This is a genomic window from Gottfriedia acidiceleris (assembly GCF_023115465.1).
Classification (GTDB): domain Bacteria; phylum Bacillota; class Bacilli; order Bacillales; family Bacillaceae_G; genus Gottfriedia; species Gottfriedia acidiceleris_B.
On sequence record NZ_CP096034.1, the window covers coordinates 632,550 to 651,842 of the forward strand.

A 19,293-nucleotide genomic window follows, 5' to 3' on the forward strand; every position below is an offset into this window, starting at 1 on the left:
TAAATTCTAAGGTATCGCAAATAAAAAAAAAAAGAGGCGCCTCCGTGTCAGTTTATCTGAGACAGCCTCTTCTTTTTTTTGTTAAAAAATTCAAAATAGCGTTGTTTATTCGCTTACATACACAATTTTAGTCCCGTTCACGTGTCGATCCATTTCATATGTCTCAGTGGACTTCGGATAATTAACTTGTATTTTCTTATTATTTATCCAACTTATTTTAAAAAAATCGTCTGAAACAAATGTATTTCCTGATTTATTGGTTAGCTTCTGATCTGAATCCATTAGATGATACGAATATCCAGTTGTAGCACCACAATTTCTTTCGAAAATATAAGCTACCTTATCACCTTTAGGAGAAAGTTCCTTTTGGGTAATTTCGTTTCCACACATATCTCTAAATAGAAAATCTAAAGTATAATAACCAGCTAAAGCTAGAACGGTTATAACCCCCGCAATGATTGAAAATATTTTAATAATCTTTATCAATTTGTTCTTATTTTCTCCGTCTTAAAGTTATCCCTTAAAGTACTAAATCCCATCTTTCCTCAATTAACTCAAATCCAGTCCAATCAAAGTTAGGTTTCTCTTCAGTTAAAGTAAAGTTATATTTTTTATAAAGATAACGTGCGGTCTCTAATGTGCTTACAGTCCATAAAAATACATGTTCGAATTGATTTTCCTTACAGAAGTTGAGTGCTGTTTCGATTAGTTTTTTACCGATACCTAATCCTTGGTATTTTTCATCTAAAACATACCATCTAAGCTGTGCGACTGACTCATTTGCCTTCGTAATAGCAATTGATCCGACGATTTCTCCATTTACTTCTGCTATCCAAAGTTCACCACCGTTAGGGTTCAATAAAAATTCACTTAACCCTTTCATTACATAATATTCAAATACCCGTCCAAATTGGTAGGTTGTACTATAAATCTTTCCATGAATATAAGCGACATACCCAACATCGCCAGGTTTAAATGGTCGAATTGAAAGTTTAGGAATAGATGTCTGATTTAATGAGAAAATAGATTCAATTGTTTCCATTGATTTTACTAGCTCTTTTACTTCAGGAGTAGAAAGGCTTTGAATCATACTTTCTACACCAATGTTCGCATCATTAACCAATTTATTGTAGATTTCGTTTCCTTTTGCTGTTAAATGAAGAGTATATTGACGTTTATCTTCAGTAGATTGGATTTTTGAAATGATGTTTTCGTCATCGAATCGTTGAATAATGCGACTTAAATAACCACGATCAATGCCGAGTTTTTCGATAAGATCTGTTGCAGTACATCCGTGGTTTTCGTTGATTTCTGTAATGATTCTCGCTTCAGTTAATGGAAAAGGGTGATTATAGATTTCTTGATCAATTTTTCCCAATACATTAGCATAATGTCTGTTAAATTTGCGTATTTTTTCAACATAATTCATATTTTTATCCCTTTGAATATTCTGAAATTTTAGATTACTAATAATATAAATGAAAAAAGTTGACTAAGTCAACTAATTTGAAGCAGATAAAAGTGTAAATGGTGAAAATTGTACTAGAATATTCAAGAATTTGGATAAGGAATTTATAAAAAAGGGAATATAATTAAAAAGTGGTTAAAAAAAGATTAAAAGAAAATTAAATAGGGGGAAAACATGGAACTATCTTTGTTATTAGAGTACGGTTGGGTATTAATTATTCTAATTTTATTAGAGGGTTTATTATCGGCCGATAATGCACTAGTACTTGCTGTTATGGCAAAACATTTACCAGAAGAAAGACAAAAGAAAGCAATCAATATTGGTTTACTTTTAGCTTTTATTTTTCGAATCGGTGCCATTTTTATTATTTCATTTCTTTTTAATGTATGGCAGGTTCAAGCAATCGGAGCGGCGTATTTAATTTTCATCGCATTAAAGCATTTATTTAAAAAGCATGATGATGATAAAGGAAAAAAAGAAAAAAGCTTTGGTATGACAGTTGCTCAAATATCATTAGCAGACATTGCATTTGCGATTGATTCTATTTTAGCAGCAGTAGCCCTAGTAATTGATCTACCTAATACAAAAATGGGTAATATAGGTGGCATGGATGGTGCTAAATTTATCGTCATTGTTATTGGAGCAATTGCAGGTTTAATCGTTATTCGCTTTGCAGCAGGTATTTTTGTTAAATTGCTGACAACACGTCCAAGTTTAGAAACAGCAGCTATGCTTTTAGTTGGATGGGTAGGGGTGAAACTACTAATGCATACTTTGGCACATCCATCTCTACACATTATTTCACATCATTTTGTTGAAGGACCAATCTGGAATACTATTTTCTGGTCAGTCATGCTTTTAATCGCTGTAGGTGGTTGGTTTCTCTCTAAAAAGAAATCAACAGATACTAACGTAGAATAAATGATAAATAATAAAAATCGCTTAGATTTGTAGCACTAAGCGATTTTTTAGAGTGTTGAAATATTAAATGGTCATACGTATATCAGTTTTCACTATTTAACCAACAGAATAAAATCATGTAGTTTATCAAGCGACATAATATTTTGATTGCATACTTGGCTATCCTTGCAAATGTAATTTCCTCTTTGTGTAAAAGTACCTTCAATTTTTCCTTTTGTTTTTGTCATGAATAATCCTAAGTCACCATACTTATTACATATTGTGCAGTTGCCTCTTTTTTTCATTGGATTAAAAGTACCTTGTAAACCAATTAGTTTGTCATTTAAATATGTGACAATAAACTTTGAATTAGAGCCTAAGTCATCCCATCCAATATATGTTGTCTCAACTAAATCAATATCTTGTAATAAAGGAAGCTTTAACTTTTTAGCTTTAGGAAAAAGCTTTTTGATGGATTGTTCTGATACTTCTTTAAAAGGAATTATATAAGGCTTTAGTCGGTTCAGTAAAGCATCTGCTTGATCAGAATTTTTAATTGAACTTATTGGACTGAAGAGTAGATGTTGATCTTCAGATAGCTCAGGAAATAAACTTAGGATCTTGTCATTAACTAGTGAATGTAAAGCATTTAAAACAGTTTTATCATTTACTGTAGAATGTCCATTTGTTAAGACTTGTAGTTGATGTTTAATAAAATTATATTGCTCTGTTCTAATAAAGGGGTTCATTTATATCACTCCTAATTTGAGAGGAAAGTTCGATTTATAACATAACATCTTTAATTTACATCAAAAAAGTGAAATTATATAGGTTGAGTTTATGTAAGAAACAAAGTTGCCATAAAAAAACACTGATGAGGTTATCAGTGTTTTTATTTATTTATTTATTTAGTATATACAATTTTTTTTATTGTTTCGATTGAGAGAAAGTATTCCTTCGCTAAATGCTCAATTGATTGACCATTTTTAAATGCTTCTTTAATAGCTTTATTTCGATTATCAATTAGCTTTCTTGTACCTGAACGTGAGCCCCATTTTTTGTGAACTTTTTCAGATTTTGGAATATAAAGTGTTTCTCCCTGTACGTATTTTTGTATTTCCAATAATAACTTTTCAGGTAAAATAGCAGTTGCTTTTATATATGCCATCTTTGCCAGCCCCTTATTCTTATTTAGTAAATAAGGTGCAAAGCCGTTGAATCAGAACTGCTTACTTGGGCGATTAGTAAAACCTACCCATGCAAAGTATCGCCTTTCTAAATCTAGGCTTTGCATGGGATGTTGATTTATCTGACAAACTAACAATATTTGTCATAATAGATCACCTCCTAAAGAAATCATGAAAACTTTTTATTTATTATAAATTATATCTGTTCAGATTGCATTTGTTACTGATGAATAAAATGAAAAAGGAATAGAAAGCCGTTTTAGATGGGATTGTTCCTATTCCTTTTCATTATTTATTTAACTGAAATAGCATGTGCTTAATAATCTCATTGGAAGAACTTGATAGTCCATGTTCTCGCGAATAAATAGCCCATATATCCTGATAGATGTAATTCGTTTCATCAGTATATGTAATTGGTATTACTTTGAGTTCATCATTACGAAATGTTGGGTAGTTTTTTACTGTAAACTCATGAATAAAAGAAAAACCAGCACTTTCCTTAACGACGTTTAATAGTAGTCTAGGATTATTTGTCGTTAAGATAACATGATTAGTAATACATTTTGAAAACTTTTTTACTATGCTATTTTTTGTATTTTTTAATATTACTATTTTCTCATTATTTAAATCTGCAGGTGTTACATATTCATAATTGAATAATTTAGAATTCTTTCCAACTACAATACCTACTCTTGCTCTACTGATTAACTTTCTACCCAATTTTGGATATTTATCTAATTCTTCTTTCTCCATTGGTAGGAAACCAACATCATAACGATCTGGATGAAAACTTTTTAGTAACTGTTCTTGAAGCATTTCCTCAACGTCAATGGAGATTTGAGGATTTTCTATATTGAAGTTTGTTACTGCTTCTTGAAAAATATCAAAAAATGCTGTTGCTGCAACGATTTTTAACTGTTTTTCCTTTTTAATATTTAAGTTAAAAAGTTCCTCATTTAATTGCTTAATATTCGATAATATATTTATTGCTTTCATTATTACAATATTTCCTTCAGGTGTAGGAGTAGTTCCTATCCTTGAACGATTAAATATTGTTATATTTAATTCTCTTTCTAGTTGTGAAATAGATTGGCTTATAGCTGATGTAGAGATATATAACTTTTCGGCAGCTTTAGATATTGATTTTTCACTTGCTACATAAACAATATACTCTAATTGTTCGAAATTCATAGTAATCTCCTAATAATAAAAAATTCTAATACATGTAGTAATTTAAGAACATAAAACTTAAAAGATAATGGACATCGTTGGTTAAAATTTAGTAATTTCATTAATTTTGAGGAGCTAATAAAATTATATAGTGGATACGGTATGAAGGAAAACTTAAGATAAGAAAACAGTTTAATGATACACCTTTTTTATTGGAAAATCTTGTATATAGTTAAATTTATATTATTAAAATAATTCTTAAATTTAGTAAGAAATCTCTTTTTACTAAAAAAGCAATAAGTTGAACCGTTACAAAGTAAAATATTTCCTTGGGAAAGTTATAGTAATAAAAAATATCTGTACATAGATATCATAATATAAGACCGTAAGTTTTTGAATCTTTTATTTTCAGGATTTAGTTTAAATTTTAATAAGAAAAATCTTTTGTTTAAGAAGTACTTAACTTTAATTTCAAAAATATTAAATTTATTTAATCAATTCAAATATGTACAATACAAATGTTGCTATAAAAAATTTGCAAATTGGAGGTGGCAGTAATGTTAGCAAAATTAGTTCCCAATCATCCAAGAAATAATAATACTGTTATTTTTGTTGAAAATTCGCTTTTCGTTGCGGGTATTCGTACAATATTAGAATTTAATCGAATAAATGCTATTAAAATTAATTTAGAAGATAGTTTTTCTTTCCAGGAAGTTAGTAATTCAATTCTTATAACTCAAGTTTCGGGAGAAGAAATGGTAAAGTATGCAAGAAGTATTATGTTACATGATGATTCTTCGAAGATTATTACTATTAAAAACTCTTTAGACTTTTATGAAATAGATCGTTTATTGAATGTAGGAGTAAAAGGTATTTGTTTAACAGATGTTGACGAGGCCTATTTAGTGAATACTGTTAAGCTAGTGCAGGGTGGACAATTCATGGTAGACAATCGCTTTACGAATGAATTGATAAAAGAATACAAGTTTCTTAAGGATAATTCAATCCATTTTATGCCGCCCAATGATTCATATATAAAAGAGCTACTTACAAATAGAGAATACGAAATACTTCACCTTTTAGTAAAGGGATTTTCGAATATCCAAATTGGTAAGGAATTATTTATTTCGAATAAAACAGTCAAAAATCATGTTGCCAATATTTTGATGAAATTAGACGTGCCAGATCGCTTAAATGCAGTCATAAAAGTAATTAAAAATAACTGGATTTCAATAAAACAATAGTTTAATTAAAGTAAAAGAGCACTCTATTTAACACATCATACTACGTGATAAATAGAGTGCTTTAATTTTTAAAAAATTAATTATTAATGGATGAAGATTCTTCTAATTTTTTTAAGAAATACATTTCTTCTCTGTACATATGATCTGCCATTAAAGCGGAAAAGTTACTCAACATTTGGCTGGAAATATCTAATTCTTCAATTTCTTTTAGAAATATTTGAAAAAGCTGAATTTCTAATTTTACGTCTTGGTTCATTCTTTTTAATGCAGGAAATGTACTTAGTTTAGTACGTAAATATCCGGTCAGTTCTACTGCTTTTAAATAGAAGTGTTCGAAATGTTTTGTAAATTCATGACTTTTCTTTCTTAGCATTTTTTCTGTACCATCGAGATTCGTATAAATTGCATCTGCATGACCTGCTGCATCTAGCACCCATAATAAATGATGATGAAGTTCATTGAAGATAGGTGGGGTTTGATTTTGTTTTAAGTAGGATAGCACTAATAAATATTCTTCCAATTCATTAACCATATGGTTTAAAAATGTAGGTGTTAAGTAAATCGTAAAATTAGCGTCAGTAATATGCTTCGTTAGCAATGAAAGTTTGAAGTCGCGTAGTGCTAAAGCACTTTTTTCTGCTTGAATTGTAATTTCGTTCATATTTTCATTATTATTTACCCTAGTAAATAAATTATTAAAAATTACGTAAAATGATTTTGCAATCTTAATTTCTTCCTCTTGCTTAGACGGTAAAGCATCCAATATAAATTGAGAATGATCTCTTAACACATGTAACCAAAACGAATGCTCAAAATTGGCTGTTTGTACAAAATCCGGCATATAATCCCCCCTATAAACTCTACAAGTTAATTATATTAATAAATGTCCTAAAATATTGCAGGAAGGATTGGAAAAGGTAGTGGGGAGACGGAGTGTCTAAAGTTTATTCCTTTGGTTTTAATTGGTCTAATTGGCTGTATTTATTAACATTTAAGCCAATAGATGAGAAATAAAAAAAGTGAAAACATTATACAATTAATGATTTCACTTTCATGCTGTTGAAAAACTACCATGTCAATTAATTATCAAATTTTCGTAAAAGGAGTAGAGTGATGTTGATTTCCACTACACGGTGCTCGCTTTCCATGGGGCGAGACCTGAGCCTCCTCGGCAAGCCTGCGGGGTCTCAGCCTTCCCGCTAATCCCATAGGAGTCGATCACCCCTCCATTCCAATCAACTTATTCAATAAAAAAAAGTCTGTAAAAAATACTAGTCAAATAGCCTTTACTTAGAGTAATCTAACTGTTGTATATTAATCAACTTGTAGATCAATTAATATTGATCAATTATTAAACTAAGCTATAAGATTTGTTTCCTAAAAATACCCCATAATATTTTTTCCTTCTAAAAAAATCATTACTATGTTATTGGAATAATGAAATTGCTCAAACACTTATACATTAAAACCATTAAAAAATCATTCGAAAAATGCTAATTTTATCATATTAAATGTTCATTTAAAGTCCATTTTCCCTATTGACGTCTTTAAATTTCAACACTCTGAAAGTGAAAACATTATTCAATTAATGATTTCACTTTTTTGTCTATTATTTATCAAGAGTTGTATCCGTTAATAGTTTTAATACCGATTTTACCATTAGTTTTACACCAATTTTTATTGCATCTTCATCGACCATAAATTTTGGGTGATGCCATCCATAGGTTATATCTTTTTCTTTATTTCCAGAGCCTAACCAAATATAAGAACCAGGCACTTTTTGTTGATAGAATGAAAAATCTTCTCCGCCCATTGTCGATTCTGCAGTCACAACATGTTCTACTCCGACTGTTGAGATTGCTGCTTCTCGTACTATTGATGTTACTTTCGAATCGTTGAATACTGCGGGCAGTAATACTTGATAATCTATTTCTACTTCTCCTCCAAGTGAATGGACGAGATTTTGAACTAGTGTTTGAAAGTTTTCTTGAATTTGCTTTCGAATTGTTTCACTTGAAGTTCGAACTGTGCCTTTTAAGACTGCAAATTCAGGGATTACATTATTTGTGTTCCCAGCCTGAAATGATCCAACAGTTATGACAGCAGAATCTTTTGGAGAAATTGTTCTGCTAACTAGAGTTTGTATAAGGTTGACAACAGCACTGCCAATCACAATCGGATCAATTGCTTTTTCAGGAAGTGCCGCATGACCGCCTTTCCCTTTAATCTTAATTGCAAAATCATCGACACTTGCCATTAGGAAGCCTTCTTTAATTCCAATCGTACCAACTGGAAGATCCGGCATATTGTGAAGTCCGATAATTGCTTTTACATCGTTAAGTAAGCCCTCAGCGATCATTTGCTCAGCGCCACCTTCAGACTCCTCAGCAGGTTGAAAGATCAATCGAACTGTACCAGGAATCAGGTGTTTTAATTCCTGTAAAATAAATCCAACTCCGAGTGTAATAGTCGTATGAACATCATGTCCACACATATGAGCGATTCCATCAATAACTGAACGAAACGGTAAATTGGATTCTTCTTGTATTGGAAGTGCGTCAATATCAGCTCGGAGTGCAACAATCGGCCCCGATATACCACAGATTTCGGCTGCAGTTCCTGTTTGACTATTCAACTGTATTTTTTTGATATTAGCTTTTTCTAATTCTTGATTGATAAAATTCGTAGTTTGAAATTCTTGATTACTTAATTCAGGATACATATGCAAATGTCTACGGATTTCTATTAGTCTTGTAAAATATTGATCTGCTAATTCATCTATTAGTGTTTCTAAATGATTCATCTTAGATTCTCCTTGTTGTTAGATAGGGTTTTGTTTGATTATGTAAAGAATTGTATAATTATTCTTTTGTTCATTCAATACTTTTTTACTATTTACAGATTTTGATAAGATAATTATGCTTATTTATCAAAGTGATGAATGTGTTTTTAGAAAATAGTTTATTTTTGGTTTTTATTAAGTGTTATTTTGTGGGAGAGGGTGAAATGAGTATTAATACATTATTAGGTTATAGATATGAAATAAAAAATGGTAGATGTTTAGTGACTAAATCTGCCTGTAAAAATCTCATTCTAATTATTGATTTCTTAAAATATTAACAATTACTTTTTGAAAAATTCTAAATAAACTTTCGCTCTTTTCTTTTACAAAATTGAAATTCTGTTTTAATGTATTATTAATAAAAATATGAAGGAGTGAATGAATTGGGATATGCAGTTGGATTAATGTCGGGTACATCTTTAGATGGCATCGATGCAGCTTTAGTAGAAATCACTGGATATGGACCTGAGACAGAGGTAAGATTGATTGATTTTATGACAGTTCCTCTTGAGGAAGGTTTATTAAATGAAATTCAAAATGCTATTACACTTGTTTCCTCAAACGCTCAGCATTTATGTAGTTTAAACTTTAAGCTTGGCTATGCTTTTGCAAATGCAGTAAAGCAAATTTGTAGGAAAAATGAATTTTCGCTAGAGCAACTTGAGTTTATTGGGTCGCATGGTCAAACGATTTATCACCAGCCTGAAGCTCATGGAAATTTCATTCAATCTACTTTGCAGTTAGGAGAGCCTGCGGTTATTGCATATGAAACAAACACGCAAGTTGTTTCCAATTTTCGAGTGATGGATATGGCAGCTGGTGGGTATGGTGCACCTTTAGTTCCACATTCTGAGTTATTACTTTATAAAAGTAAAACTAAAACACGTTTATTACAAAATATTGGTGGAATCGGTAATGTTACGATTATTCCAAGGAATTCTACTATCGACGATTTGGTAGCCTTTGATACAGGTCCAGGTAATATGATTATTGATGAAATTTGTAAGCGCTATTTTAACGTGCCATATGATCCTAATGGTGATTTAGCTGCTAAAGGTAATGTAAATGAGAGATTACTAGAAAGATGCATGAGTATTCCTTATATTTTAGCACCTATACCTAAAACAACAGGAAGAGAGTTATTTGGTACACAGTTTGTTGATGAAATATTAGAAGAGTTTAGCGATATTTCACCGATTGATTTAGTGACAACAATGACGATGTTTACTGCAAAATCGATTGCTGAAAATTATAAAAAGTTTATTTTACCAGGCCATCCGATTGATGAAGTAATTGTAGGTGGCGGAGGTAGTCATAATAAAACGCTACTATGCATGCTTCAAGAATTATTAGGTGAGGATTCAAAAGTATTAGTTCAAGAAGATATTGGTTTTTCTTCGGACGCAAAAGAAGCCATTGCCTTTGCGATTTTAGCAAATGAAACTTTAAACGGTTTACCAAGTAATGTACCTGGAGCAACAAAGGCAAATCGTTTAGTTGTTTTAGGAAATATTACACCAATACCATACTAGGAGGATTCATCGTGAAAAAATTAGGAATTTCAATTTATCCAGAGCACTCAACGGTTGAAAAAGATAAGGCCTATATTAAATTAGCTCATCAATATGGTTTTAAACGAATCTTTACGTGTCTATTATCAGTTAATGGAGACAAGGAACAGATTATAAAAGAATTCAAAGAAATAGTTGATTATGCAAATAGTTTAGAGATGGAAGTCATTGTTGATATTGCTCCTCGAGTATTTGGCATATTAAATATATCATATAATGATTTATCATTTTTTGCTGATTTAGGAGCTTATGGAGTTAGACTTGATATGGGATTTACTGGGAATGAAGAGTCCATTATGACTTATAATCCATATGGGTTGAAAATTGAAATTAACATGAGTAATGCTACGAAATATCTAGAAAATATATTAGCCTATAAGCCTAATCAATCTAATTTAATCGGATCTCATAATTTTTATCCGCATCGTTATGCAGGTTTGAGTTATTCACATTTTGTTAAATGTAGTGAAGAGTTTAAAAAGCATGGTATTCGTACAGCAGCATTTATTAATTCACAGGCTGCAACATATGGACCTTGGCCTGTGTCAGAAGGTCTTTGTACTTTAGAGATGCATCGTAATTTATCAGTCGTAACTCAAGCGAAACATTTATTTTATTCAGACTTAATTGATGATGTTATTATCGCAAATGCTTATGCATCTGAAGAAGAGTTCAAACAGCTTTCGGAGCTAAATCAGAACGGTAAAGAATTATTTACACTAAATATTGACTTACATGATTCAATTACAGATTTAGAGAAAAAGATTGTTTTAGAGGAGTTTCATTTTTATCGCGGGGACGTATCAGATTACTTAATTCGTTCAACTCAGTCTCGCGTTAAATATCGAGATGAAGAGTTTAAACCTACTTATACTCCACCTATTCGTAGAGGCGATATTTTAATAGAAAATGAATTATATGGTCAGTATAAAGGTGAATTGCAAATAGCACTACAGAATATGGAGAATTCAGGGAAAACGAATGTGGTTGGACGTATTGTTGAGGAAGAAATCTTCCTACTAGATTTCTTACATCCTTGGAGTAAGTTCCAGTTTAAAGAAAACTAAACAATCATTGTTTGAGAAGATGTGAAATTTTTTTTACATCTTCTTAAAATTTTATTTCATTTTTTTGAACAAATAATTGAAATTTAATTTTATTAAGAATATAATAGCTTCATAGAAAACGTTTTCAGTTTTTCGAATCTTTCATATTATTAAATTAGATTAGGAGGATAAGAGTATGAAGGTATTATTTGTATGTGCAGGCGGGATGTCAAGTGCAATTGTTGTGAATGCATTAAGAAAAGAAGCGGAAAAAAACGGTATCCAAATGGAAGTACAAGCAGTGGGAACTCAAGAGTTTGGTGAAGAAGTTAAAAACGGTTGGGACGTAGCCATGGTAGCACCACAAGTTCGTCACCGATTTGATAGCTTTAAAGCTGAGGCAGATGCTGCAAATGTTCCATGTGAAGTAATACCGCCTATGGCTTACACACCACTTGGTGGACCAAAACTATTAACAATGGTACAAGAGATTACTAAAAAATAATTTTAGTAGTTATTAAAAATGAAAAAGGGGGAGAATTATGAACGGTTTTATTAATTTTATGGAAAATAAACTTTCTGGCCCAATGGCAAAGATTTCTGAACAAAAACATTTACGTTCAATTCGTGATGGAGTTATTTCTGCACTACCTTTTATTATTATTGGTTCTTTATTCTTAATAATTGCTTTTCCTCCATTACCAGAAAAGTGGGCAATCTCACTTTGGGCAAAAAAACATATTTTTGAGATTTTAATTCCATATCGTTTAACGATGTATATTATGTCACTATATATAGCCTATGGTATTGGATATAACTTGTCGAAAAACTACAAGATGGATCCTTTATCAGGTGCTCAATTATCGGCTGCTGCATTCCTTTTAACTTTAACACCTCAACTAGTTGATAAAGTTGGAATGGTATTACCGATGGGAAATATGGGTGGCCATGGATTATTCGTAGCAATGTGTACATCTATTTTTTCTGTAGAATCTTTACGATTTTTTAAAGAGAAGAAAATTACGATTAAAATGCCAGATTCGGTTCCACCATCAGTTGCACGTTCATTTGAATCATTAATTCCTGTTGCCTTTGTTGTATTCGTATTAACTTTAGTAACTGTTGTCTTTAAAATTGATTTACATACTTTAGTGGATAAAGCAATTTCTCCTTTAGTTAGTGCTGGAGACAGTCTTGGAGGAGTATTAGTACCGGTATTCTTTATTACGTTTTTCTGGATTTTTGGTATTCATGGTGACTCAATTGTTGGTACAGTGGCAAGACCACTTTGGGAAGTATATTTAGCAAAAAATGCTGAAGCTGTAGCAGCTGGACAAACTATTCCTCACGTAGCACCTGAAACTTTCTTTCAATGGTTTATTTGGATTGGTGGCTCTGGAGCAACAATTGGACTAGTATTAGCAATGTTATTTTTCTCAAAATCACAATATACAAAAGCTGTTGGTAAATCAGCAATTATTCCTGGTATCTTCAATATTAATGAACCAGTAATTTTCGGTGCACCAATTGTTTTAAATCCAATTTTAATTATTCCTTTTGTATTAACACCATTTATTACAGCAACTTTATCATATTTTGCTACAGTTGCAGGTTTTGTAAGACCTACATATATTATGGTTCCTTGGACTTTACCTGCACCAATTGGAGCTTATTTATCTACTGGTGGAGACTGGAGAGCGATTGTACTGGTGTTTATTAACATCGCAATTTCATTCTTTGTGTATTTACCATTCTTTAAGGTTTATGACAATAAACTTGCACAAGAAGAAAATGTAACGACTGTAACTGAAAAAAATAGTCTTACTTTATAAAAGCGAAAAGGTTGGACTGTTTTATAAAACAGTTCGACCTTTCTTTATTACTTATTTAGAGGGTGATCAGATTGAAAGAAACTAGTTGGTTTATCAAGTTTAATTATAAAAGCGCAATTATCTTTTTCTCCTTCGTAATAATCATCAATTTATTACTTTGTCCTCTGATTCAACAAATAGGCTTTGCCTACCAAACATCATTATTTATTGCAAATAGTATTGCTTGTAGTATAGGTTTACCTTTTGTCGTCTTAAAGCTAGAAGGGAAATACAAGAATAGAAGACAAGCACTAAAGTTTATTTTAATTTCTACCGCTGTTTGCACATTAATGAGTTATTTTCTGTTATTCCCACTATAAAAATGACTACTATTTTTGGTACTTAAACTATTATGAGGTGAGACAATCATGAGTAAAGAAGGAATTAAAATTGTAACAATAGGTGGAGGGTCTAGTTATACGCCAGAATTAGTTGAAGGTTTTATTAAAAGATACAATGAACTTCCTGTAAGTGAGTTATGGTTAGTTGATATAGAAGCAGGGAAGGAAAAGTTAGAAATCGTTGGTAATTTAGCTAAACGAATGGTAAAAGAAGCTGGAGTTCCAATGGAAATTTATTTAACGTTAGACAGAAAATTAGCGCTAAAGGATGCTGATTTTGTTACGACTCAAATGAGAGTAGGCTTACTAGAGGCACGCATTAAAGATGAACGTATACCTTTACAATTCGGTATGATTGGTCAAGAAACGAATGGTGCAGGTGGTTTATTTAAAGGGCTAAGAACAATACCTGTATTACTTGAAATTGCTGAAGAAATGCAGCAACTATGCCCGGATGCATGGTTAATTAACTTTACAAATCCTGCAGGAATGGTTACAGAAGCATTACTTCGATATAGTAAACATAAAAAGGTTATTGGAGTTTGTAATGTACCAATTAATATGACAATGACGATTGCTAAACTCTTAGAAGTGGATCAAAGTCGTGTACATATTGATTTTGCTGGATTAAACCACATGGTTTATGGACTTCATGTATATGTTGATGGAAAAGAAGTGACTGAACATGTATTAGAATTATTAGCAAATCCGGAAATTCAAATGACAATGAAAAACATCGCTCCATTACCATGGCAAAAAGAATTTCTGATGTCATTAGGTGTACTTCCTAATCCATATCATCGTTACTATTACAAAACCAAACATATATTAGATGAAGAATTAGAATCTTTTAAAACTGGCACTACTCGAGCAGAGGTCGTTAAGAAGTTGGAAGATGATTTATTTGAATTATATAAAGATGAGAATTTAGCTATTAAACCGCCACAGTTGGAAAAACGAGGTGGAGCTTATTACAGTGATGCCGCTTGTAGCTTAATTACATCTATTTATAATGATAAAAAGGATATCCAAGTATTAAACGTTCAAAATAATGGCTCAATACAAGGGATTCCGAATGAATCAGCTGTAGAAGTAAATTGTATCGTTACAAAGCAAGGACCAATTCCAATATCAGTAGGTGAATTACCACCTCAAATAAATGGATTAGTTCAGCAGATTAAATCATTTGAACGAGTTGGAGCTGAAGCAGCTGTTACTGGATCTTATGAAAAAGCATTATTGGCACTAACGATTAATCCTTTAGTTCCGAGTGATGAAGTTGCAAAAGAAGTACTAGATGCCCTATTAGATGCTCATAAAGAATACTTGCCATTATTTTATAAAGAAGAAATGGTGAATCAATAAGGCTAAATTATAAAAACAAAAATTAAGGAGTATAAATAGAATGATGACTAACGAACAAGAAATTTTTGAAATTATATCACATGGTGGGAATGCAAGATCACTAGCTTACGAGGCATTAGAGGCCGCAGAAAAAAATGATTTTGAAACAGCAGATCGCTTAATCGAAGAGTCTCACCAAGAAATTGGTCATGCACATAAAACACAAACGACTTTAATTCAAGCAGAATTAAATGGTCAGCCATGTGAAAAGTCTCTATTAATGATTCATGCTCAAGATCATTTAATGACTGCAATGAGTGAACAAAAGCTTATAGAGCATATCATTCGTTTACATAAAAAATTAGCCGAGAAATAATCAATTCATATAGTAATAGAATAGACGAAAGATGGTAGGGGGCAGTTTTAGTGAAATATGTTATAGGTCTTGATGGTGGAGGAACAAAGTCAGAGGCTATTGCTTATAATTTAGATGGAGAAATTATTAGTCAAGGTTATTCTGGTTTTAGTAATTTACTAATCAATGAAGAAGATGGAATTAATCACATTATAGAAGCAATTGAAAATTGCTTAAGCCCTTTACCAAAAGAGAATTGCTTGTTTTTATTTTTAGGAATTGCTGGAATTGGTGGAGTAAAAGACCGAGGTCCGTTAGAAAAGGCACTAAATGATGCATTTCGTATCCCATTTAAAATTGTTAATGATGCACAAATTGCACATGCAGCATTACTAAATGGACAAAGTGGTGTATTAACAATCGCCGGTACGGGTTCTATTTGTATTGGAATGCATAAAGAACGGACTGTTACGGCTGGCGGATGGGGACATCTTCTAGGGGATGAAGGAAGCGGATATTGGATTTGCATGGAGATCTTTAAAAAGATTACACAGGAATTTGATGAAGGTGTTCCATTAAGTTATTTATCTTTGAAAATGCTGGAGAAATTGCAGTTAAAAGAAGTAGAAGAACTTAAGAAATATATTTATCACAATACAAAAGCGGAGATTGCTTCACATGTTCCATTTATAGTTGAAATGGCCAACATAGGTGATTTAATGGCCTTATCAGTTCTACAAAGAGCTGGTCAACTTCTTGGGAAAACGACTATCCAAGCCATAAAAAAATTAAATCTTCGAGAAGAGCCACGAGTTGCATTAAAAGGAAGTATTCTAAGTCGAATACCAGTCGTTCAGAAAACGTTTATTCAAACAATTCTTGAGCACTATCCAACAGTAACATTTTACACGGACGAAATCTCTTCGACCTTCGGAGGATATCTATTAGCTATGAAAGAAGTTAATTCACGTAAGGAATAATTATGTGCGATAAAAACAGGAAAAGCAGGAATGACAAACGAGTTAAAATCCTGCCTTATAATTGAGGTGTAATTGTGTTAGAAAACTTAACAACCGAAATTAGAAACGATCGTACGAGTAACTTAGATCAACTAAGCGTCGATGAGTTTTTAAATATAATGAATGAAGAAGACCAAAAGGTGGCTCTAGCAGTTAGGGAACAAATTCCAATGATTTCAAATGTAGTTCAGCTAGTTGTTGAAGCATTTCAAAACGGAGGACGATTAATTTATACAGGTGCTGGTACAAGCGGAAGAATTGGTCTACTAGATGCAGTTGAATGTCCACCTACATTTGGAACGAATCCTAATGAAGTCATTGGATTAATTGCAGGCGGAGAGAGGGCCTTTATTAAAGCTGTTGAAGGTGCCGAAGATAGCGAAGAGCTTGGGAAGGAAGACTTATTACGAATATCCCTTACAAAAAATGATGTCGTGATCGGTATTGCAGCATCAGGACGAACGCCTTATGTAATAGGTGCTTTAAAGTATGCAAATGAGATTGGAGCAAAAACTGTAGCACTATCGTGTAATAAAGGTTCAAAAATTGGAGAGGTTGCCCTCCAAAAAATTGAAGTAGATAATGGTCCAGAAGTGTTAACAGGCTCTACCCGATTAAAAGCTGGAACATCTCAAAAGTTAATATGTAATATGATTTCGACAGCTTCAATGATTGGAATTGGAAAAGTATATAAAAATCTAATGGTTGACCTGCAATTAACGAATAGTAAACTAGTTGATCGAGCAAAAAGAATAATCGTTGAAGCTACTGACTGTGATTATGAAACGGCAAGTAATTACTTACTGAAAGCAAATAATCAACCGAAAGTAGCAATCGTTATGATTTTAACTGGAATGAATTACGATGAAGCAATGGTCAGTTTAAATAAAGCTAGTGGTTTTATTAGCAAGGTAGTAAAAAAATAAATAGAAGGCGGCAACTAGTACTACTAGTCTGTCGCCTTCTATTTCATATTAAAATATAATTCAGATTTTATTCCTTATATTTTATAATTTGTTTATAGTCATATTTCGAATCCGATTAAAAGAGGGGAAAATGTCGGTTGGAAATTTCCGAAGTCATCATTTTATATAAATAAAGAGAGAGTTGAGTAGATTAAATGAATGCACTAAATGGCGGTTTAATCATGTTAAACGAAATGCTGTATAAACTTCCACCATCTGAAAGAAGAGCAGCTAAATATATAATTGAAAACCCAGAAAAATCGATTCAATATACAGTTTTTGAACTTGCGGAAAAAAGCCAAACAAGCAACTCTGCAATCATTCGATTATGTCGTTCACTTGGTCTAAAGGGTTTTCAAGAGCTTAAGCTGCGAATTGCAGGTGATATCATTACGACAACAGAAGTAGGATCAAGAGATATTAATTTAGGGGAATCAACAAGTTCAATTATTAAAAAGATGATGAATAATAATATTCAGGCCATCAAAGATACTAGCGATATTATTAATGTGAGTGATTTAGAGGAAGCCGTTCAAGCTTTAACAAAAGCAAGAAATATTTATTTCTTCGGTGTAGGTGGCTCAATGGTAGTTGCCTTAGACGCACAACAAAAGTTCTTACGTATTAAAAAATACACCTCTGCATTTACTGATTTGCATTTGTTGGCTGTTCAAATAGCGAACCACGAGGAGAATGATGTCTTAGTAGGAATTTCATTTTCTGGAGAAACGCTAGAAGTTCAAAAAGCTCTTCAAATTGCCAAAGAAAACGGCGTGAACACCATTAGCATCACGGGCTTTGGTTCCAATTCTGTATCAAACTTAGCGGACATTAAATTATTCAATTCTCCACACAGGGAAGCAACATTTCGAAGTGGAGCAACGTCATCAAGGATGGCTCAACTACATGTCATCGATATCTTATTTATGGCTGTTGCGACACAAGAGTATGATCAAACAATTCAGTATATCGATCAAACAAGAACGGCTATTTCATCATTAAAAAAGTAAATAATTCAGGATCAAGGATATAACAGTGTTAGGTAATGAAAGAAAAAGCACAAGGCAATCATAGTTCCTTGTGTTTTTTCTTTTTAGTCTCTGTTAAAGTAAATCAACTATATGGCAGTTTAGAGTAACAAGGAATGATATAATTAAATGGATAAATTTAGTAAACAAATAAATGATCGAATAGTATTAAATGATAATTCCTTTTTTTTAGCCAGATTATTGAGGAGGTTATTTAATGGCAATTAAGCTCTGTCCCTTGTGTGGTAATGAGAATAAGTGCTCAAGTGGGAAGACTTGTTGGTGTAATAATGAGTATTTCCCAAGAGAGATCTTTAATCAGATATCGCCTGAAGAGGTAAGAAAATCTTGTATATGTAAGTCGTGTTTAGATAAGTACAAAGAAGATAATAGAATAGAAGACTTAAAACCTTCTGATATCGGACCAATGGTCTTTGGTAGAAAGAATGCACCTAAACAGGACGATGAAGTATGTTACTGTTATGAGAAGTTTAAAGATCAACTTAAACCAGGAACAGTAACTAAGTGTTTCAAGGAGAAATGTGCGAATTATCTAAGGTGCACCTCTGAAAATTCCGGAATATTATAATCGTCTTTATTCATTTTTAGGAATATGTGAGGAATCTATACTCGTAAACAACTAACGTAATGCATTAGTTGAATAATCATTAAAAAGACTGTTTAGTATAAAACGGTCTTTTTTAGTACAAAAAAATCACCATTTTAGTTTAACAGATTCTATTTTTAAGAGAGTTGATTTGAGGATTAGTTTGGTATTCAAAAAAATGAAAGGGTATGTAGGTAGAATATGATTAACATCAAAAATTAAAGGAGGTTTGGAAGCCTTGGGGAAGGCAGAAAAAACGCAAATGCTATTGTGGTTAGTGTAATCCATTCACTAGGGGAGGTGATATCAGAAAGGAAGTGGTTAGTTACAATCAC

At 32.0% G+C, this 19,293-nt stretch carries 20 protein-coding genes; 13 read left to right on the plus strand and 7 right to left on the minus strand.

Going from position 1 to position 19,293, the window contains the following annotated elements; translation table 11 throughout:
- Positions 1-105: 105 nt before the first annotated feature.
- Positions 106-486: a hypothetical protein gene (locus tag MY490_RS02935; protein WP_248267926.1), complete on the minus strand. Its 381-nt coding sequence runs from the start codon at positions 484-486 to the stop codon at positions 106-108.
- 34 nt (positions 487-520) lie between these two features.
- Positions 521-1,429 (minus strand): bifunctional helix-turn-helix transcriptional regulator/GNAT family N-acetyltransferase, encoded by a 909-nt coding sequence (locus MY490_RS02940; RefSeq protein ID WP_248267927.1) that lies wholly within the window; start codon positions 1,427-1,429, stop codon positions 521-523.
- Between the two features lie 213 nt (positions 1,430-1,642).
- Here MY490_RS02940 and MY490_RS02945 point away from each other — a divergent pair, with 213 nt between their 5' ends.
- Positions 1,643-2,389: a TerC family protein gene (locus tag MY490_RS02945; protein WP_248267928.1), complete on the plus strand. Its 747-nt coding sequence runs from the start codon at positions 1,643-1,645 to the stop codon at positions 2,387-2,389.
- 92 nt (positions 2,390-2,481) lie between these two features.
- Here the strand turns inward: MY490_RS02945 and MY490_RS02950 are convergent, their stop codons facing one another.
- The 3 genes from MY490_RS02950 to MY490_RS02960 all read right to left on the minus strand — a co-directional run bounded on the left by MY490_RS02950 (position 2,482) and on the right by MY490_RS02960 (position 4,746).
- A complete protein-coding gene (locus MY490_RS02950) occupies positions 2,482-3,117 on the minus strand; it encodes a FusB/FusC family EF-G-binding protein (protein WP_248267929.1) in 636 nt (211 codons plus the stop codon).
- 155 nt (positions 3,118-3,272) lie between these two features.
- Positions 3,273-3,536 (minus strand): CD3324 family protein, encoded by a 264-nt coding sequence (locus tag MY490_RS02955; RefSeq protein ID WP_248267930.1) that lies wholly within the window; start codon positions 3,534-3,536, stop codon positions 3,273-3,275.
- Between the two features lie 307 nt (positions 3,537-3,843).
- Complete coding sequence (locus MY490_RS02960) at positions 3,844-4,746, minus strand: LysR family transcriptional regulator (RefSeq protein WP_248267931.1); 903 nt, start codon at positions 4,744-4,746, stop codon at positions 3,844-3,846.
- A gap of 536 nt (positions 4,747-5,282) precedes the next feature.
- Here MY490_RS02960 and MY490_RS02965 point away from each other — a divergent pair.
- The gene (locus tag MY490_RS02965; protein ID WP_098230774.1) at positions 5,283-5,969 is read left to right on the plus strand and encodes a response regulator transcription factor; all 687 of its coding nucleotides are present in this window, start codon (positions 5,283-5,285) and stop codon (positions 5,967-5,969) included.
- Positions 5,970-6,045: 76 nt separating this feature from the next.
- Here MY490_RS02965 and MY490_RS02970 read toward each other — a convergent pair whose 3' ends face one another.
- Together MY490_RS02970 and MY490_RS02975 are read right to left on the minus strand one after the other, a co-directional pair.
- A complete protein-coding gene (locus tag MY490_RS02970; RefSeq protein ID WP_248267932.1) occupies positions 6,046-6,810 on the minus strand; it encodes a DUF2935 domain-containing protein in 765 nt (254 codons plus the stop codon).
- A gap of 768 nt (positions 6,811-7,578) precedes the next feature.
- Complete coding sequence (locus tag MY490_RS02975) at positions 7,579-8,772, minus strand: M20 metallopeptidase family protein (RefSeq protein WP_248267933.1); 1,194 nt, start codon at positions 8,770-8,772, stop codon at positions 7,579-7,581.
- 443 nt (positions 8,773-9,215) lie between these two features.
- On the opposite strand from MY490_RS02975, the gene anmK reads away from it, so the two are divergent.
- From anmK to MY490_RS03030, 11 genes are all read left to right on the plus strand, one after another.
- A complete protein-coding gene (anmK, locus tag MY490_RS02980) occupies positions 9,216-10,343 on the plus strand; it encodes an anhydro-N-acetylmuramic acid kinase AnmK (RefSeq protein ID WP_248269309.1) in 1,128 nt (375 codons plus the stop codon).
- A gap of 11 nt (positions 10,344-10,354) precedes the next feature.
- Positions 10,355-11,449 carry a DUF871 domain-containing protein gene (locus tag MY490_RS02985; protein ID WP_248267934.1) on the plus strand — a complete coding sequence of 365 codons (1,095 nt, stop codon included), beginning with the start codon at positions 10,355-10,357 and terminating at the stop codon, positions 11,447-11,449.
- Positions 11,450-11,624: 175 nt separating this feature from the next.
- A complete protein-coding gene (locus MY490_RS02990; protein WP_248267935.1) occupies positions 11,625-11,933 on the plus strand; it encodes a PTS sugar transporter subunit IIB in 309 nt (102 codons plus the stop codon).
- A 37-nt stretch (positions 11,934-11,970) separates the two neighbouring features.
- Complete coding sequence (locus MY490_RS02995; protein ID WP_248267936.1) at positions 11,971-13,260, plus strand: PTS sugar transporter subunit IIC; 1,290 nt, start codon at positions 11,971-11,973, stop codon at positions 13,258-13,260.
- 71 nt (positions 13,261-13,331) lie between these two features.
- On the plus strand, positions 13,332-13,619 hold the full coding sequence (locus MY490_RS03000) for a hypothetical protein (protein ID WP_248267937.1): 288 nt from the start codon (positions 13,332-13,334) through the stop codon (positions 13,617-13,619).
- A gap of 48 nt (positions 13,620-13,667) precedes the next feature.
- Positions 13,668-15,005: a 6-phospho-beta-glucosidase gene (locus MY490_RS03005; protein WP_248267938.1), complete on the plus strand. Its 1,338-nt coding sequence runs from the start codon at positions 13,668-13,670 to the stop codon at positions 15,003-15,005.
- Between the two features lie 43 nt (positions 15,006-15,048).
- A complete protein-coding gene (locus tag MY490_RS03010) occupies positions 15,049-15,360 on the plus strand; it encodes a PTS lactose/cellobiose transporter subunit IIA (protein WP_248269310.1) in 312 nt (103 codons plus the stop codon).
- Between the two features lie 50 nt (positions 15,361-15,410).
- Entirely contained in the window at positions 15,411-16,319 is a 909-nt protein-coding gene (locus MY490_RS03015) for an N-acetylglucosamine kinase (RefSeq protein WP_248267939.1), read from the plus strand.
- A gap of 74 nt (positions 16,320-16,393) precedes the next feature.
- Complete coding sequence (murQ, locus tag MY490_RS03020) at positions 16,394-17,284, plus strand: N-acetylmuramic acid 6-phosphate etherase (RefSeq protein ID WP_248267940.1); 891 nt, start codon at positions 16,394-16,396, stop codon at positions 17,282-17,284.
- Positions 17,285-17,478: 194 nt separating this feature from the next.
- Positions 17,479-18,333, plus strand: a complete 855-nt coding sequence (locus tag MY490_RS03025) for a MurR/RpiR family transcriptional regulator (protein ID WP_248267941.1) — start codon at positions 17,479-17,481, stop codon at positions 18,331-18,333.
- Positions 18,334-18,568: 235 nt separating this feature from the next.
- Complete coding sequence (locus MY490_RS03030; protein ID WP_248267942.1) at positions 18,569-18,940, plus strand: cysteine-rich CWC family protein; 372 nt, start codon at positions 18,569-18,571, stop codon at positions 18,938-18,940.
- Positions 18,941-19,293: the final 353 nt, after the last annotated feature.

Excerpts from the sequence above, each read along its gene's own strand:
- MY490_RS02940 (WP_248267927.1), bottom strand. The coding sequence starts at position 1,429 with ATGAATTATGTTGAAAAAATACGCAAATTTAACAGACATTATGCTAAT.
- MY490_RS02945 (WP_248267928.1), top strand. The coding sequence starts at position 1,643 with ATGGAACTATCTTTGTTATTAGAGTACGGTTGGGTATTAATTATTCTA.
- MY490_RS02950 (WP_248267929.1), bottom strand. The coding sequence starts at position 3,117 with ATGAACCCCTTTATTAGAACAGAGCAATATAATTTTATTAAACATCAA.
- MY490_RS02955 (WP_248267930.1), bottom strand. The coding sequence starts at position 3,536 with ATGGCATATATAAAAGCAACTGCTATTTTACCTGAAAAGTTATTATTG.
- MY490_RS02960 (WP_248267931.1), bottom strand. The coding sequence starts at position 4,746 with ATGAATTTCGAACAATTAGAGTATATTGTTTATGTAGCAAGTGAAAAA.
- MY490_RS02965 (WP_098230774.1), top strand. The coding sequence starts at position 5,283 with ATGTTAGCAAAATTAGTTCCCAATCATCCAAGAAATAATAATACTGTT.
- MY490_RS02970 (WP_248267932.1), bottom strand. The coding sequence starts at position 6,810 with ATGCCGGATTTTGTACAAACAGCCAATTTTGAGCATTCGTTTTGGTTA.
- MY490_RS02975 (WP_248267933.1), bottom strand. The coding sequence starts at position 8,772 with ATGAATCATTTAGAAACACTAATAGATGAATTAGCAGATCAATATTTT.
- anmK (WP_248269309.1), top strand. The coding sequence starts at position 9,216 with ATGTCGGGTACATCTTTAGATGGCATCGATGCAGCTTTAGTAGAAATC.
- MY490_RS02990 (WP_248267935.1), top strand. The coding sequence starts at position 11,625 with ATGAAGGTATTATTTGTATGTGCAGGCGGGATGTCAAGTGCAATTGTT.
- MY490_RS02995 (WP_248267936.1), top strand. The coding sequence starts at position 11,971 with ATGAACGGTTTTATTAATTTTATGGAAAATAAACTTTCTGGCCCAATG.
- MY490_RS03005 (WP_248267938.1), top strand. The coding sequence starts at position 13,668 with ATGAGTAAAGAAGGAATTAAAATTGTAACAATAGGTGGAGGGTCTAGT.
- MY490_RS03010 (WP_248269310.1), top strand. The coding sequence starts at position 15,049 with ATGACTAACGAACAAGAAATTTTTGAAATTATATCACATGGTGGGAAT.
- MY490_RS03025 (WP_248267941.1), top strand. The coding sequence starts at position 17,479 with ATGAATGCACTAAATGGCGGTTTAATCATGTTAAACGAAATGCTGTAT.
- MY490_RS03030 (WP_248267942.1), top strand. The coding sequence starts at position 18,569 with ATGGCAATTAAGCTCTGTCCCTTGTGTGGTAATGAGAATAAGTGCTCA.